Origin of the sequence: Neorhizobium descurainiae, assembly GCF_051400715.1 — a bacterium.
Classification (GTDB): Bacteria; Pseudomonadota; Alphaproteobacteria; order Rhizobiales; family Rhizobiaceae; genus Neorhizobium.
Genome location: NZ_JBLFFK010000031.1, coordinates 28,779 through 43,392, shown reverse-complemented (window position 1 = coordinate 43,392; position 14,614 = coordinate 28,779). Strand labels below are relative to the sequence as shown.

At 58.9% G+C, this 14,614-nt stretch carries 14 protein-coding genes and 2 pseudogenes; 11 read left to right on the top strand and 5 right to left on the bottom strand.

Annotation, left to right across the window (positions count from 1 at the left end; all coding sequences use genetic code 11):
- Positions 1–14: 14 nt before the first annotated feature.
- On the bottom strand, positions 15–956 hold the full coding sequence (locus tag ACMGE0_RS30805; RefSeq protein WP_436819693.1) for an alpha/beta hydrolase family protein: 942 nt from the start codon (positions 954–956) through the stop codon (positions 15–17).
- Between the two features lie 117 nt (positions 957–1,073).
- Here ACMGE0_RS30805 and ACMGE0_RS30800 point away from each other — a divergent pair, with 117 nt between their 5' ends.
- A complete protein-coding gene (locus tag ACMGE0_RS30800) occupies positions 1,074–2,012 on the top strand; it encodes a LysR family transcriptional regulator (protein ID WP_436819692.1) in 939 nt (312 codons plus the stop codon).
- An 81-nt stretch (positions 2,013–2,093) separates the two neighbouring features.
- On the opposite strand, the gene ACMGE0_RS30795 is transcribed toward ACMGE0_RS30800, so the two are convergent.
- Positions 2,094–2,447 (bottom strand): DoxX family protein, encoded by a 354-nt coding sequence (locus ACMGE0_RS30795; protein WP_436819691.1) that lies wholly within the window; start codon positions 2,445–2,447, stop codon positions 2,094–2,096.
- A gap of 151 nt (positions 2,448–2,598) precedes the next feature.
- Between ACMGE0_RS30795 and ACMGE0_RS30790 the strand changes: the two genes are divergently transcribed.
- The gene (locus tag ACMGE0_RS30790) at positions 2,599–3,423 is read left to right on the top strand and encodes a LysR family transcriptional regulator (RefSeq protein ID WP_436819690.1); all 825 of its coding nucleotides are present in this window, start codon (positions 2,599–2,601) and stop codon (positions 3,421–3,423) included.
- Between the two features lie 49 nt (positions 3,424–3,472).
- On the opposite strand, the gene ACMGE0_RS30785 is transcribed toward ACMGE0_RS30790, so the two are convergent.
- Positions 3,473–3,616: a hypothetical protein gene (locus ACMGE0_RS30785; protein ID WP_436819708.1), complete on the bottom strand. Its 144-nt coding sequence runs from the start codon at positions 3,614–3,616 to the stop codon at positions 3,473–3,475.
- A 263-nt stretch (positions 3,617–3,879) separates the two neighbouring features.
- Here ACMGE0_RS30785 and ACMGE0_RS30780 point away from each other — a divergent pair, with 263 nt between their 5' ends.
- The 3 genes from ACMGE0_RS30780 to ACMGE0_RS30770 are packed head-to-tail and all read left to right on the top strand — an operon-like array spanning position 3,880 to position 6,465.
- Positions 3,880–4,698, top strand: coding sequence for a type IV toxin-antitoxin system AbiEi family antitoxin domain-containing protein (locus tag ACMGE0_RS30780; protein ID WP_436819689.1), 819 nt, complete (start codon positions 3,880–3,882; stop codon positions 4,696–4,698).
- The gene (locus tag ACMGE0_RS30775; RefSeq protein ID WP_436819688.1) at positions 4,688–5,635 is read left to right on the top strand and encodes a nucleotidyl transferase AbiEii/AbiGii toxin family protein; all 948 of its coding nucleotides are present in this window, start codon (positions 4,688–4,690) and stop codon (positions 5,633–5,635) included. The genes ACMGE0_RS30780 and ACMGE0_RS30775 overlap by 11 nt, the downstream gene beginning before the upstream one ends.
- Complete coding sequence (locus ACMGE0_RS30770; protein WP_436819687.1) at positions 5,632–6,465, top strand: hypothetical protein; 834 nt, start codon at positions 5,632–5,634, stop codon at positions 6,463–6,465. Before ACMGE0_RS30775 ends, ACMGE0_RS30770 begins: the two co-directional genes overlap by 4 nt.
- 220 nt (positions 6,466–6,685) lie before the next feature.
- On the opposite strand, the gene ACMGE0_RS30765 is transcribed toward ACMGE0_RS30770, so the two are convergent.
- Together ACMGE0_RS30765 and ACMGE0_RS30760 are read right to left on the bottom strand one after the other, a co-directional pair.
- On the bottom strand, positions 6,686–7,672 hold the full coding sequence (locus ACMGE0_RS30765) for an MBL fold metallo-hydrolase (RefSeq protein ID WP_436819686.1): 987 nt from the start codon (positions 7,670–7,672) through the stop codon (positions 6,686–6,688).
- Between the two features lie 61 nt (positions 7,673–7,733).
- Positions 7,734–8,720, bottom strand: coding sequence for a Bug family tripartite tricarboxylate transporter substrate binding protein (locus tag ACMGE0_RS30760; protein WP_436819685.1), 987 nt, complete (start codon positions 8,718–8,720; stop codon positions 7,734–7,736).
- 106 nt (positions 8,721–8,826) lie between these two features.
- Here ACMGE0_RS30760 and pcaQ point away from each other — a divergent pair, with 106 nt between their 5' ends.
- The 6 genes and pseudogenes from pcaQ (at position 8,827) to ACMGE0_RS30730 (ending at position 14,614) form a co-directional block, all read left to right on the top strand.
- Positions 8,827–9,735, top strand: coding sequence for a pca operon transcription factor PcaQ (pcaQ, locus tag ACMGE0_RS30755; protein ID WP_436819684.1), 909 nt, complete (start codon positions 8,827–8,829; stop codon positions 9,733–9,735).
- A gap of 109 nt (positions 9,736–9,844) precedes the next feature.
- Positions 9,845–11,419, top strand: coding sequence for a sulfatase family protein (locus ACMGE0_RS30750; RefSeq protein WP_436819683.1), 1,575 nt, complete (start codon positions 9,845–9,847; stop codon positions 11,417–11,419).
- Between the two features lie 28 nt (positions 11,420–11,447).
- Positions 11,448–11,560 (top strand): annotated as a pseudogene (locus ACMGE0_RS30745) (aconitase family protein); the annotation flags it as partial.
- Positions 11,546–11,659: pseudogene (locus ACMGE0_RS30740) on the top strand (IS1595 family transposase); the annotation flags it as partial. The pseudogenes ACMGE0_RS30745 and ACMGE0_RS30740, both read left to right, overlap by 15 nt.
- A 371-nt stretch (positions 11,660–12,030) precedes the next feature.
- Positions 12,031–12,909, top strand: a complete 879-nt coding sequence (locus tag ACMGE0_RS30735; RefSeq protein ID WP_436819682.1) for a TrmB family transcriptional regulator — start codon at positions 12,031–12,033, stop codon at positions 12,907–12,909.
- Positions 12,910–13,093: 184 nt separating this feature from the next.
- The gene (locus tag ACMGE0_RS30730; protein WP_436819681.1) at positions 13,094–14,614 is read left to right on the top strand and encodes an ABC transporter substrate-binding protein; all 1,521 of its coding nucleotides are present in this window, start codon (positions 13,094–13,096) and stop codon (positions 14,612–14,614) included.

The following is a 14,614-nucleotide window of genomic DNA, read 5'->3' as shown; positions in this document are numbered from 1 at the left end:
CGAAACCTTCGCGGCTAGCCGACAAAGCGGTCGAACCATTCGAGCATCGGCTTGGGGTGCTGGGGCAGGTAGTTGTACCCGTCGAAGCGCCGGTTGGTGCCCTCGATCCAGATGAGCTCCTTCTCGTTGGTCGGCATCGCGTCGAAGATCGCTTGCACGTCGGCGGGTGTGGTCAGGGTATCTTCACGGACCTGCAGGAGTAGTGTCGGAATATCCACCGCCGTTGCATAGGGAGGCATGTCCATGTCCTTCAGCTCCATGCTGGTCGCGCGGCGCAGCGCGTCGGCTACCTCAGGCAGCGCGTCCGACATGCCCATGTGGCCGAGGATCGTCCGGTAGAAGGCGCTGAGCGAGATGGGCTGCGGTGCGACGATTGCGCGGACGTCGTCGAACTCCTCGCGGTGTTTGGACATGGCGACCATGGTCGCATTCATGCCGCAGCAGCGGCTGAGCAGGCCGAGCTTCAGGTTCTTGAGGTCAGATCGCGAGCGGACATAGCGCAGCGAACCGATCACGTCGCGATACTCGCGGATGCCGTTGCCGATTACGCCGCCGCTGCCGGCCGCGCTCTGGCCGAAGTTGCGCAAGTCGTAGGCGAGAATGTTGTAGCCGGCCTCGTGCAGGTGCTTGTAGTCCGGCATGAAGTTGACTTCGATGTTGTTGCCGCTCGCCTCCCAGGCGTCGCTATAGGGCTTCAGGTGGCCGGGGAAGCCGTAGCGGTTGGCCCAGATCGGGTGGTTGGCGATGATCAGGCGATCGCTGTCGCCGGGGATGAACCAGCCCTCGATCGTCACGCCGTCCATCGCGGGGAAGAAGACATCTTCAAAGGCGATGCCGTCGTCCGCTGGCGAGCGGATGATCGGCGAGCGGGTCGGATTGACCATGGCGGAGACCAGACCAGCGACGAGGTCGGCGCGGGTCGGTTGTGCTGCTGCAGCTTGCGTTACTTGGGTCATGTCATTGTCCTTTCAGAGCTCAGCTCGGTTGAAAGTTGGCTGATGTCCATCATGTACCCCTTGCGGATCACAACGATAATCCCGCATTATCGAGACAGGCTGTACGGATAACTGGACATGACTGCCAATATCGATGAGTTGACCGCGTTTGTTGCCGTCGCCAAGGCGCGCGGGTTCCGGGAGGCAGGGCGCTCGCTCGGTGTCAGCCCGACAACGCTCAGTGAAACCGTTCGGAGGCTGGAGGACCGGCTGGGCGTGCGCCTGCTTCACCGCACGACACGCAGCGTTTCCCCGACCGAAGCTGGCGGTCGGCTTGTCGAGCGACTGGCTCCGCTCCTCACGGAGATGGATGCGGCGCTTGCCAGCCTCAATGACCTGCGCGACAAGCCGGCGGGCACGCTCCGGCTCAACGTGCCCGTCGGTGTCGCACGCCTGGTGCTTCCGACACTTCTTCCGCAATTCTTGGCACTCTATCCCGACATCCAGGTGGAGGTCGTCGCCGAAGACACCATCGTAGACGTGCTTGCTGCAGGCGCCGATGCGGGGATCCGCTACGGAGAGAAGCTGGAGCAGGACATGATCGCAGTGCCGATCGGACCTCGGGTTCAGCGGTTCGCGATGGCTGCCGCGCCCACCTACCTCGAAAGAGCGGGCAATCCCGAGCATCCGCAGGACCTGCTGCAGCACCGATGTTTGCGCGGACGGTTCGACAACGGGTCGCTGTTCAGCCCGTGGGAGCTCGAACGCGGCGACGAGACGGTCCGCATTGAGCCGCGGGGGCCGCTCACCGTAAGCATCTGCGGCGCGATGGACCTGGCCGTGGACATGGCGGTTGGCGGTGTCGGCATCATCGGACTGTTTGAGGAATGGCTGCAGCCGCATATCGCGGCAGGCCGCCTCGTCCCGGTTCTCCCTGATTGGTGGTCCTCTTTTCCCGGCCCCTTCCTCTATTACTCCGGACGGTGCTTGGTGCCGCCGCCGTTGCGCGCGTTCCTGGACTTCATCAGGTCGGCGCAGCAGCAGAGGGATAGCGCATCCATGTCTGTCAGTTCCTAGCGCGAGGCGGGCTTTTCTGCTGGCGGTATTTGCTTCCGTTGGAAGTCGGCACCTCGGCAGCGGCGACGTAAGGTGCACCATTCAAGTCAGGCTCTCACCATCTCTGCTGCCGAAGCATATCGCCGCCAAGGCGATCAGGACCAACGCCGGCAGCACCACATGCGTCCACTCGCCGTGCACCGCGAGAGTAAGGACGGCCGAGCCCATGACAAGCACCCCGAGTATGGCGCCCGCCGCCCGGGTCTTGCGCGGCACGAGCAGCCCCGCGCACAGCAACTCGAGCGCTCCCGTGACGTAGTGAAACCATGCGGGATACCCCCAGCGGGCGTAGTCCTCCATGATGAATGTTGGCGCGACTATGTTCATCGCGCCGCCAAGAACGAAGAAGGCTGACACGGCCCATGCCAGGATCTGGCGCCCAGCAAACTTGTTCATACTCACTGTCCTTCTCTTGGCGCCATGTCCGCGCTCATTCGGACCTGTCCAGCCCTGAACCAGAGCTCAGTCGTCTCTCGAATGGATATGCCGTTTCGAATGCTGCTATGAAGGGGCGTAAACGAACGAACTGTTTCTCAGGAAAGCGACAATGCAAGACTTAGATGCGCTCCGGATTTTTGCTCGGGTCGCCGAGATGGCGAGCTTTACGAAAGCCGCGGAGAGCCTTGGCATTCGCAAGGGCCGCGTCTCGACCGCGGTACGCCAGCTTGAGGCGGACGTTGGTGCTCGGCTGCTCCATCGGACAACCCGCGCGGTTCAACTGACTGAAGATGGCCGTGCGTTCTACACCCGTGCCCGAGACCTGCTCGCAGACGCCGAGGATCTTCGTTCCATGTTTGCAAGCGAGCGTACCTCGCTACGCGGCAGGCTGCGTGTCGATCTGCCCACCGAACTTGCGCGCTCGACCCTCATCCCTGCCATCCCACAATTCATGGCGGCAAATCCACAACTCGAACTGGAAATATCGAGCACGGACCGGCGCGTTGATCTCGTCCAGGAAGGCTTCGACTGTGTCGTGCGGATCGGCCCGGTTGTCGATGAGACCCTGATTGCGCGTCCAATCGGCGCGTTGCGAATGGTCAATGCGGCCAGTCCCGCCTATCTCGCCCGGCGCGGCACGCCTCGGACACTCGAAGACCTTGTGAGCCAAGGCCATGCCATCGTTCATTACGCGCCGACGCTTGGATCGAAGCCGTTCGGTTGGGAGTATCCGGACGGGAACGGTTACTCGTCGCTGGCACTCCCGGGTGCGCTGAGTGTCAACAGCGTCCAAACTTATCACGCAGCGGGACTCGCGGGGGTGGGCCTTGTCCAGGCGGGATTGGCGGCAATGTCGCCCTATTTCGAGAGCGGCGAGATGGTGCAGATTTGGCCGGATTTTCCACCTGAGCTGTTGGTTTCCACGCAGAACTGAGCCGGTTATGGAGTGAATCCTTCGGGCTGGACCAGCGAGGCGCTTCAAACTAAGCCGCCTGCTGGGCGAGTTGGGTTTCAAATTCTGCTGTCACCAGCCAGGTCGATTTGCTTAATTCCAACGAGACGAAAATTGCGCCAAGATCGACGAGAGTAGCGGTTTGCGCTTGAGATTGATCTGCTGTCATCGGCATGGTCGGCCTCTAGAGAGTTTTCTAGCGACCTCACTCTGCCACGGTGCAGGCCGCTACTCACCCCTGATGGGATCTCAAGGCGTTACCAGCGCGACAGGAAGAAGGGCACATTTCCAGCCCCCTGCGATGAAACGAATAAGCTGGGTCCCTGACCCACGTCGTCCTCTTTGATAAACAGGGAATTTGTGGTCTCTCAGTACTCTTTTCGCGGAATTTACAAAGAGCCCTGGTACGTTTCTTCGAATCTATGCTATCTGTGTACCATGAGTACACCGAAGGAAATCAAGCTAAAGAATGTCTTGGAAGCCGTCCCGGCAGGCTTTGTCGCGGACGCATGTTGGCTAGACAATCAAGGCATTAGCCGCTTCCTCACGCGAAAGTATGTTGAGAGCGGTTGGCTGGAGCGCCTCGAGCGCGGCGTCTTCCGTCGCCCGGCGCCGCAGCCGGCGCCGCTCGACTGGCGGACCTGCCTACTCTCGCTCCAGCACATCATGAGCTACAAGATCCATGCCGGTGGCATCACTGCCCTCGGCGAGCAGGGATATCGCCACTACTTGCCTTTGGGAGCTCCCGCACCTGTGTGGCTCTATGGCGATGATATCCCGTCATGGGTACCGCGCTTGAAACTCGACGCGCCCCTAATTACCCGCGGCACGTCCCTGTTCACCGATCCAGGTTTAGGCCTCACCGAGAACAAATCTGCCAGCGCTCTTACGACGCCGTGGGGCTGGGCGCTTCGAATGTCGTCACCGGAGCGCGCCTTACTGGAAGCCCTCGACGAACTCCCCGCCCATGAGAGCTTCCACAATCTCGACATGGTATTTGAAGGGTTGACCACGCTCAGTCCGCGCCGCCTGACGGCGCTGCTGCAGAGCTGCTGGAAGATCAAGGTTAGACGCCTGTTCTTCGTGTTCGCCGACCGCCATAAGCATTCTTGGCGCGAACGCCTCAATCCCGATGACTTCAAGCTGGGCACGGGCGACCGCGCCCTCGTGAAGGGCGGCAAAATCCACCCCCGCTACCGCATCATGGTTCCCTCGGAGTTCCTCGAAACCTCAACAGGAGCTGCCGATGGCCCGTGAACCCTATGCCGCCCAGGTCGCGCTGCTGGTGCGGCTTCTCCCCTTTATCGCAGCTGAAAAGGCCTTCGCGCTGAAGGGCGGAACTGCAATCAATCTGTTTTATCGCGACATGCCTCGGCTCTCGGTTGATATCGACCTGACCTATTTGCCGGTCCGGGACCGCGCGGAGAGTCTGGCCGAGATCGACGAAACGCTGGACCGCATCACCGCCGCCGCCAACGGCGGCATTGCGGGGCTTGATGCCCGCCGCATCGCTGGCGGCGGCGGGGGCGCCACCCGCATCCGCGCCCGGCTCGGTGGCGCGGAAGTCAAGATCGAAACTTCGCCCGTCACACGTGGAGTCGTCCACGACCCCGAGCCACGGGATGTCTCGCCTGCGGTCGAAGATGAATTCGGGTACGCGTCTATCCAGGTCGTATCGTTCGAAGATCTGTTTGGTGGAAAGCTCCACGCGGCGGTAGATCGCCAGCACCCGCGCGATCTCTTTGACGTCAAGCTGCTCTACGACCATGAGGGGCTAACCGACGCGCTGTTCCGTACGTTTCTCGTTTACGTCGCCAGTTCGCCGCGTCCGGCGCACGAACTGCTTTCACCGAGCCTTAGTCCTCTAAACGAATCCTACACCTTGGAGTTTGTCGGGATGACAACCATACCAGTCACAATCGACGAGCTCGCGAGGACAAGAGACCGGCTTATCGCGGATATCCGCGCCCGCCTTGCTGATAAGAACACGCAGAGGTTTTTGCTGAGCCTTCATGACGGGGCGCCGGATTTTAACGCTATCGGCCTGCCGCAGGCAGCCGCACTCCCGGCGGTCCAAGGGAAACTCGTGAACCTGCGCAAGCTCATTGCGGAAAATCCCGAAAAGCATGCCGCGCAAAGAGCTGATCTGGAGCAGCTCTTTGCATTAACGACTGTAGGAGAGGGTAGATCATGAAAATGGAGGGGAACTGGAGGTTCGACTCGCCGGGAGCATTGCCGCGCGAAGCCGTAATCGAATTCGACACACTCGTAGAAAAGGTGGCTGCGCAGGGTAACAGGTGGGCCATCCTCGAACACTTCAAACGCTATTTCGCAGGCGCTTGCGGCAGTACAGCTAACCGCAGCTCGTCCGAGAGCTGGGCGGAGTCTGACCTCAATAATCTTATCTGGCAGGCGGCCGACAACGCGCCGCTCTTCATCGAAGCCTTTTATGAAGGCTGCGAGGCGCTACGCGGCGACGACTTTACTTTGCCGGAAGTGGGCCGCATCAATCGTATCCTTGCGGACCATCAAGCCGGGTTCGAGATCAGGCTGCCGGCCATTGTCGCGGTCGGAATCCATAAGCCGATACCTGTGCCCGAGCGCTATCAGTCACTCGACGAGCAGGCGCAGGAGTCGTTCCGCGACTCCGAGCAGTTGCTTTCCGAGGGGCATCCGCGGCAGGCTGTGCAGGAGATATTGTGGCTGATGGAATCCGTACTTACGGCCTTCAAGGGCCTTAGTGCCGGAGAAACCACGATCGAAGCGAAGTATTTCAACAAGATCGCCATCGAGCTCCGGACGAAGATGAAGGGACAGACCATCAAGCAGGTTCTGACCTGGCTGACCACCCTGCATGGCTACCTGTCGTCGCCGACCGGGGGCGGCGTCCGCCACGGTGTCGACCTCAAGAGTGGGATCACCATCAACGCGGATGAAGGTCGCCTTTACTGCAATCTGATCCGCAGCTATGTGACCTTCCTGATGGCAGAACACGAACGTTTGAGCCGTACCGTTTCGGGCTAGCTTTCCCACGCTCGCCATAACGCTCGTCTGAGCGACCTTTGGAAATTCGGGGAGGGAACGTCGGTAGTCAAACGTTCGTTCTGACAAGGGTGATCAACATCGACACGCGCAACTTATGTCTCTGATTTCCTTATAGCAGTTTCCCAGTGCAGCGGTTCGATTCCCATCATCTAGCTCATTGATGTTCAGCCGGGTTCAGCACGCGCTATCGGCAGGTCGGCTAGTTTGCCGAGATCTGCATAAGGTCCTTTGCAACCACGATGCGGCCCTTGAACTTTTTTGCCGCAGCTTCAGCAAACCGGGTGTAATCATCGTTGTCTTTGCCAGACGCGGAAAGATGGCTAAGCACCAGGGTCTTCACCTCAGCCGCCGCTGCCAGTTCGCCGGCCTGCTCAGGTGTGATATGCTCCTCCGACATATGTTTTTCCCACCCCTGTTTTTCAGTCGCGCTCATTCTGTCCCATTGACCGGCCCGCTGGAGACGGCTTCTCACCTCGTCTACCGCCAAAGCTTCGGACACGAGAATATCGGCTCCGCGCGCGAAAGTACGAAGTTTGTCGGACGGCCCGGTATCTCCCGTGAACACGACCGTTTTTCCATCGAATTCAAATCGCAATGCGTAGGATTTGTACTTTCCAAAAGCCGGAGATCCCGGAGCGAACTGGAAGTGCGAGTTCTCCATCGCGGTGACAACAACCACGTCATCTCGATAGATTTCGCCCACTCCGACGTTCCGCGCAGTGACAATCGACGAAAGCGGCTTATCGCGGTTCTCAGACAGCCTGATCTCCTCGTCAACCTTGTTGAAGGCTAGCGCACCTTGAAGTGTTTCCTCCGTACCCGGAGGCCCGATTATCTGAAGGGGTTTTAAGCGCGCATACTGCCAGACGACGTTCAGAAGGTTGGCGAGACCACCCGTGTGATCATTATGCGGGTGGGTTATGAAGATCTCCGTTACCTTGGTGAAGTCCAGGCCGGCTTGGACAATGCGCCTTGCCAGACCATCACCGGCATCAACGATGTAGAGCCTTTCACCAGCAACGAGAGCGTTGGAGAACTGGGCGCGGTCCTTGCGCGGCAATGGCCCCGCTGTCGTTCCCAACGTTATCAGTTTCACATCGGCATCCACGGCCGATGCAGGACTGCATACAGCAATCGACAGAGACAGCGAGAAGCTCAGAAGTGCGAGTTTACCGAATACAGTCATTGTGCACCTACGTCAGAAGAGACGAACAATAGCGATGGAAACACCGAGCGCCGTGCTCCGATTAGTTTGCCGTTATTCCGGCAGTGGAGATGATCCCACTCCAGCGGTTCCTCTCGGTGACGAGCCATTTCTCGGCGTCTGCTTCGTTATCGACCTCGGTTCCCAGACCCAGGTTGGTGAGCTTTTCCTTGACGTCGGGACTTTCAAGCGCCTTGCGCACTTCGCCCGCAATGAACGTCTTTGTCTCTGCCGGAACATTATTGGGAACCATGGTCATGAACTTGAAGCTCGCCGCAAAGTCCGGATAGCCTGCCTCAGCCACCGTCGGGATATCCGGAAGTGCCGGCAGGCGCGCACTGCCGGAATAAGCCAGCCCACGCAGACCCCCACCTTTTATAAGACTGATGACCCCAGAACTCACTAGGAATCCGGCATCCACCTGTCGGCCGATAAGGTCCGTCACAGCGGGGGCATTACCCTTGTAGGGAACATGGTTGACCTTAATGTCGGCAACCTTGGACAGATACTCGAACGTTAGATGGCCCGGGGTGCCAACACCAGCCGAGGCATAGCTCATGGCGTTAGCCTTGGCCTCGGCCACAAATTCCTTGAGCGATTTGGCTTGTATATTCGCGTTTGCGACCAATACCTGGGCTGATTCAGCGAACCCGGCCAGCGCGGAGAGATCGGCAAGTTCGAACCCGAGCGACTTGTACATGGCAGGATTGATGGTAAATGTGCTGTCCAGGGCCACCAGCCAGGTCAATCCATCTGCTTGGGACCTCGCCACATAGGCAGCGCCGATATTTCCCCCGGCTCCCGGCTTGTTTTCCACGATGACCGTTTGCCCGATGCTTGCCTGGATCTTCGCAGCCAGGATGCGAGCGACCGCGTCCGTCGGACCGCCGGCCGCGAGGGGCACGACGATGGTCACAGTCTCCTTGGGGAGGGGATTGGCGAGAGATGCTCCCGTCAGCAAAACCGCGCCCGAGACTGCAATGCACCCCTTCAACAGCACCCGCTTCGGTATCAACCAGCCAAAATCCATCAAAACACCCTCCCAAGTTTAAGATGATGCATCAGTCATGATTGACAGCGACACGGATGTAAAATGATATTCAGAACCATCGATATAACCCTGTGGTCATAGCGACGTGGATCCACGCATCAAAATTCGCCACCTGCAGTGCTTTTCCGAGACGGTGCTGAACCGTAGCATCTCGCGCGCCGCGGACAAGCTTGCAGTAACCCAGCCGGCGGTTTCCAAGACGATAAACGAACTGGAGCAGATTCTCGGCGTCAGGCTTCTTCGCCGTACCAATAAAGGCATTGCACCGACAGCCGAGGGCGAGAAGTTCTACTCGCATATCATGACCGCTCTTGTCGCGTTTCGTCAGGGCGTCGCAGTGGTCACGCAACAGGAAGGTGTGATGCCGCGACTTGCCGTGGGCGTCCTGCCGAATGTTGCAGCAACCGTCATGCCCACAGTCATCAGCCGCTTCAAGGAAGATTATCCCGGCGTGATTATAACTATTGCAACGGGCTCCAACGCCCATCTGCTGGCGCTTCTCAGACAAGCGGAGGTGGACATGGTGATGGGGCGCCTGTCGGAACCACGCGACATGGTCGAACTGACCTTCGAGCATCTCTACACGGAAAAGATCAGTGTCGTTGTCAGGCCGAACCATCCGCTCGGAAGAACGGCTCTGAGGGCGGACAAGATCGGCAACTATCCCGTTATCCTCCCGACGACGACCACCGTCATACGCTACGAAGTCGATCGGTTCCTCATATCGCAAGGGATCACCGGGCTGCCAAATCTGTTGGAAACGTTGTCGCCAACATTCGCACGCACCTTCACTTTGATGACAGATGCAGTGTGGTTCGTTCCTCATGGCATCGTTGCAGAGGATCTTTCCCAAGGTCTTCTCTGGGAGATCGTGCTGCCGGAGGGAGCCATGGAGGGGCCGGTCGGCTTGACGCTGCATTCGGCGCGGCAACTCAATCATCCCGGATCGCATCTTGCTCATCTCATTCGGTCCCATACCCGCGCTGAGTCATAGCTGGCTATAACCAGTGGGAATGGTCGAGATATGGAAGCTCATTTTACCAGCGTGAGCAGTAGCAATAGAAGCGTGAGGACAAGGTTTAAGCATTCAGCAGGAGACAAACGTGCGACGGCCCAATTTCATCCTGTTCGTCACCGATCAGCAACGCGCCGATTATCTCGGTTGTTACGGACATCCCATCGTTCAGACACCGCATATAGACAAGATCGCTCGCGACGGCATCTGCTTCGACCGCTTCTACGTTGCCAGTCCCGTTTGCATGCCGAACCGCGCGAGCCTGATGACAGCTCGAATGCCGTCGATCCACGGTGTCAGGATGAACGGCATTCCGCTTTCCCTTGATGCGGTGACTTTTGTCGAGCTCATGAGAGAAGGGGGCTACGAGACTGCCTTGATCGGCAAAAGCCACCTCCAGAATTTCACAGGATTGCCTCCGGTACATCCCGAGGTTTTTGCCGGAACTAATCCTGCAAAAAAGCGGATGCGGAATATCGACGGTGATCTCTATCGGCAGGAGGAACCTGAGTTCTGGTGCAGGTCCGACGCAGCCCTGCAGCTCCCGTTTTATGGCTTCGATCATGTCGATCTCGTCACTGGTCACGGCGACAAGCCCGGAGGCGCCTATGTTCGCTGGTTCAACGAGAGGTGCCGGCAGGAGGCCAGTTCGCCAGAAGACTATTCAAAGGAACTGCCGCACGCATACAGTTGTCCTCAGGCCTACCGGACCGCTGTTCCGGAACATCTTTATTCGACGGAATTTATCAAAGACCGGGCCAGCGCCTATCTGGCCGATCTCGGCAGCAGCGACCAGCCTTTCTTTCTAATGATATCGTTCCCGGATCCGCACCATCCTTTCAATCCACCTGGAAAGTATTGGGATATGTACAGGCCGGAGGACTTTCCTGTTCCTGAGGCCTTTACCCGCAACGACTGGACGCCACCGCCTCACGTGGCTGCGGCCATGGCCGAGCGCGACCGGGGCGCCGCCAGGTTGAATGGGATGAATACGATCGCCGTTACCGTTCGCGAAGCACAAGAAGCGATGGCACTGACATGCGGAATGATCACGTGCATCGATGACGCGATAGGCAGCATCGTCTCCGTGCTGAAGAACACGGGGCTTATGGAGGACACCGTTCTTGCCTTTACGACGGACCATGGCGACCATCTTGGTGATCATCGACTTCTATTGAAGGGGGCTGAGCAGTACCAGAGTATTCTCCGTGTTCCCTTCATATGGGCCGATCCTAAGGCGGAGGCTCCGAAGGGAATGCGCACCGAAGCGATCGGATCGACCATCGATATCGGTACAACAATCCTGGAGCGCGCAGGCCTTGCCAGAGATCGCGGAATGCAAGGCCACAGCCTGCTACCGTGTATTCTGAACGGCGCCGGCGGTCGCGACGCGGCACTGATCCAGTATGAACATCAAAGGGCGACACCTGGCCTGAACAACCTGCCCAGGGTCCACAGTATCGTTGATGACGGTTGGCGGCTCAGCATCTATGCCGGAGTGCCGTGGGGGGAGTTGTACGATCTCGCCAATGATCCAGGCGAGTTCAGCAACCTGTGGGATGACGTGAATTACGCGAAACAGCAATCAAGTCTGATCGAAAAGCTGCTGCGGTTGGAGATTGATCACATCGATCAGCAAATTCTCCCGACGGGTTTGGCGTGACTTGAGATCAAATCTCTGTCGCAATCATAGCCACACGACGATGGTCAATGGCATCGCGTGCTCGGCTGGGGCGTTGGCGGTATCGAGGGGGAGGCGGTAATGCTCGGCGACCCGGTATCGATGCTTGTTCCGCCGGCCCTGCAATTGATGCAGGTCTTCCGTTTCGCCACCGGACGCCAGATGCGCAGAAGTCCGGATGGTGGAATCATCATCAAATCAGCAGTAGCTGTCTTTGGTTGATAAAGGCCGCGTGTCTGCGGGAACAGTTCTTGTTCCGCCCCCATTTCGCCAGCCAATCCGATGATCTCCGCGGAGGGTAAGGCGCGCACCGCGGCACTTCGCCTGAACGCCATTGCCGATGGCCTACTTGTGGCGGGAGTATTGGCCAATGGCGCGGCGGCACGACCGCTTGAGCGGCAGTGGCCAGAACTCCGGGCGGCCCAATGGTCGCGTTCCTCGCGCCCGGATCGCCCAATTCGCCATTCGTCATGGAGGCGTCCGATTCAGCAGACTAGGCCAAGCCGTGTAAATTGTATGTTGCGCAGCAAACCTGTGTTATTCCCTCGCTGAATAACAACTCAGTGCGTCTCGCTTTTAATCAGGGAATCCGGATGACCCCAGGCAAAACAGATCTTACTGACATCATCGAAAAGTTGGGGCAGATCGGCTTTTCCGACCAGGAGGCCCGAATATACGTCGCCCTGGTGCAGATCGGGCCGGCGACGGCATATGAGCTCGGAAAGCAGGCCAAGCTTGCGGTGCCGAACACCTACAATGTGATGCGGTCACTGACGGAGAAGGGGGCTGCCACCCAGGTTTCGGGGCAGCCGGCCCGTTACATCGCCGTTCAACCCCAACAGTTTCTCGAGACGATGGCCAGCAGGACGACGCGCATCTGCGAAGAACTGGCTGGGAGGATGGGAAGCCTCTCTCCGGAGGCGAATGACGACTATGTCGAGATGTTGTCCTCGCCTGCGGCGATCGACAAGCGCATCCTGGCGACGATCGAAGACGCTCGGTCACAGATCCTTCTCAAGGCGACCTCGCCTCTGCCGGAACGAATCCACAAGGCCCTGCAGGCGGCGGCCAAGCGGGGGGTCGAGATCCTCTTCGTCTATTACGGCGATAAGCCGAAACTTCGCGAGGGCGCCAAGGTGCGCCTGTGGCCGCATGAGGGCAACGGCGCCAATATCGGTCCTGATTTCTTCCTGCTGTGCGTCGACTTCAAGCAGGCCCTTGCCCGTGAACCGTCGGGCCTCAACGGTGCATATTCGGAAAATCGGTCCTTCGTCTATCTCGCGGGAGTCTTCCTGCGCCACGAACTCTATCTGGCGGAAATCATGACGAAGTTCGAAGCCGAGATCGAGGATGCATTCGGGCCGGCGCTGTACAAGTTGCGAGAGTCCTACGGCATGCTCGCCATGGAAGAGGATATTCGAAGCTTCGTCGAAAGCCGCCTGAAGAGGCGGCCGGCCCAGATCGTCGACTAGGCCCCCGATCTGACCGGCCGCAGCTCCTAAGTCCTGATATCCGCTGCCTTTTTCATCTGGTCATAAAAAAGGCAGCAGATGCCTATTGTTTGGACTTGATATTATTCAGAAGCTGAATAATAATTTTCCTATCGGTGGGGATCGGCCAACCGGATCGAAGCCGAAAAGACAAAGGGGAACTGAAATGCTGAAAGTGACCTGCGGCCTGGGCGGCCGTCTTATGCGCCGGATTGCATGGGCTACCGGCACGATGTTAATGGCAGGCGTTGCGTTGCCCGTCCAAGCGGAAACGCTCACCATCGCGCTGTCTTCTTCCGTCAATACCCTCGACCCGACCCAGGCGCAGGTGGTCGGCACCGACGTCAGCGTGGCGGCCCACCTCTACTCGTCGCTCGTTGCGCGCAATGCGGATTCGAAGCTCGTCGGCGTCCTTGCCGAGAAATGGTATTCGGAGGGCGACAGCACATGGGTCTTCGATCTGAAGGCCGGCGTCACCTTTGCGGACGGCGAGCCGCTGGATGCTTCCGTCGTCAAATGGAACATCGACCGAATACGCAATCCGGAAACCAAGTCGCGCAATCGCGCCTGGTTCGATCCGGTTTCCGATGTCGAGGTGGTCAGCCCCACCCGGATCAAGATCCACACCAAAGGCGCCTATCCGACGCTGCCCGACCAGTTGTCGATGATCTTCTTTCTCTCTCCGAAATGGATGGAGACCCATAATCCGGCGAACGAGGTCTATGGGACCGGAGAGTTCAAGCTGAAGGAATTCACGGCAGGCGACCGTCTCGTCCTGGTCAGGAACGACGCCTATAAGGAGCCGGCTTCTCCCTTCGATATCGTCGTTTTCAAGATTATTCCGGAGCCCGCAGCCCGTGTGGCAGCGATATCCACGGGTGAGGCAGACCTCGCCTTCGATATTCCGCTCGAGGAAGTGGAAAGATTGAAGGGCCGCAGCAAGACGAATGCGGGCTGGGTTCCCAGCAGTCGTTCGATGGTCGTTCGGATGAACACAGCGAAGCCGCCTTTCAGCGACAACGTCAAGCTGCGTCAGGCCGTCAACTATGCGATCGACAAGCAGGCAATCGTCGACGGGCTGCTTGGCGGCCTCGGCGCCGTCAGCAACTGCCAGATCATGACGCCTGCCTATTTCGGCTACAACGCAGACCTCAAGCCCTATCCCTACGATCCCGAAAAGGCCAAGCAGCTGATCGCCGAATCCGGTCTTGCGTCGGGCACGCAGATCGAGCTGCAGGTGCCGATGGGCCGCTATTTCATGGCGAGCGAAATCAGCCAGGTCGTCGCCGCGCAGCTTCAGGAAGTCGGCCTCAACGCCGTGATCCGCGAATATGACTTCAGCTCCTGGGTCCAGCCCTATTCGCGCGGCGAGATGGGGCCGATGTCACTGATGGGGCAGGCCTGGCCGACACTCGACGCCGACGGTCAGCTCGGCCTCTATGCCTCCCAGAATCCGACCGCATACTTCAACAATGCCGATTACGACGCGGCGCTGAAGGCCGGACGGGCGACCAACGATCCGAAGGAGCGACTTGTCCACTACAAACAGGCGACCGAGATCATGTGCCGTGAAGCGCCGGTGATCTTCCTGTTCGCGCAGCCGTTCACCTACGCCACCTCGGCACGCATTGACTGGAAGGCACGGGGCGATGACTGGGTTCGCGCTTCCGATGTGGTTCTGAAGTAG

Bases quoted from the DNA above. Each gene is read 5' to 3' on its own strand.
- ACMGE0_RS30800 (WP_436819692.1), top strand. From the start codon at position 1,074: ATGACTGCCAATATCGATGAGTTGACCGCGTTTGTTGCCGTCGCCAAG.
- ACMGE0_RS30780 (WP_436819689.1), top strand. From the start codon at position 3,880: ATGAGTACACCGAAGGAAATCAAGCTAAAGAATGTCTTGGAAGCCGTC.
- ACMGE0_RS30805 (WP_436819693.1), bottom strand. From the start codon at position 956: ATGACCCAAGTAACGCAAGCTGCAGCAGCACAACCGACCCGCGCCGAC.
- ACMGE0_RS30775 (WP_436819688.1), top strand. From the start codon at position 4,688: ATGGCCCGTGAACCCTATGCCGCCCAGGTCGCGCTGCTGGTGCGGCTT.
- ACMGE0_RS30730 (WP_436819681.1), top strand. From the start codon at position 13,094: ATGCTGAAAGTGACCTGCGGCCTGGGCGGCCGTCTTATGCGCCGGATT.
- ACMGE0_RS30735 (WP_436819682.1), top strand. From the start codon at position 12,031: ATGACCCCAGGCAAAACAGATCTTACTGACATCATCGAAAAGTTGGGG.
- ACMGE0_RS30785 (WP_436819708.1), bottom strand. From the start codon at position 3,616: ATGCCGATGACAGCAGATCAATCTCAAGCGCAAACCGCTACTCTCGTC.
- ACMGE0_RS30790 (WP_436819690.1), top strand. From the start codon at position 2,599: ATGCAAGACTTAGATGCGCTCCGGATTTTTGCTCGGGTCGCCGAGATG.
- ACMGE0_RS30760 (WP_436819685.1), bottom strand. From the start codon at position 8,720: ATGGATTTTGGCTGGTTGATACCGAAGCGGGTGCTGTTGAAGGGGTGC.
- ACMGE0_RS30765 (WP_436819686.1), bottom strand. From the start codon at position 7,672: ATGACTGTATTCGGTAAACTCGCACTTCTGAGCTTCTCGCTGTCTCTG.
- ACMGE0_RS30795 (WP_436819691.1), bottom strand. From the start codon at position 2,447: ATGAACAAGTTTGCTGGGCGCCAGATCCTGGCATGGGCCGTGTCAGCC.
- ACMGE0_RS30770 (WP_436819687.1), top strand. From the start codon at position 5,632: ATGAAAATGGAGGGGAACTGGAGGTTCGACTCGCCGGGAGCATTGCCG.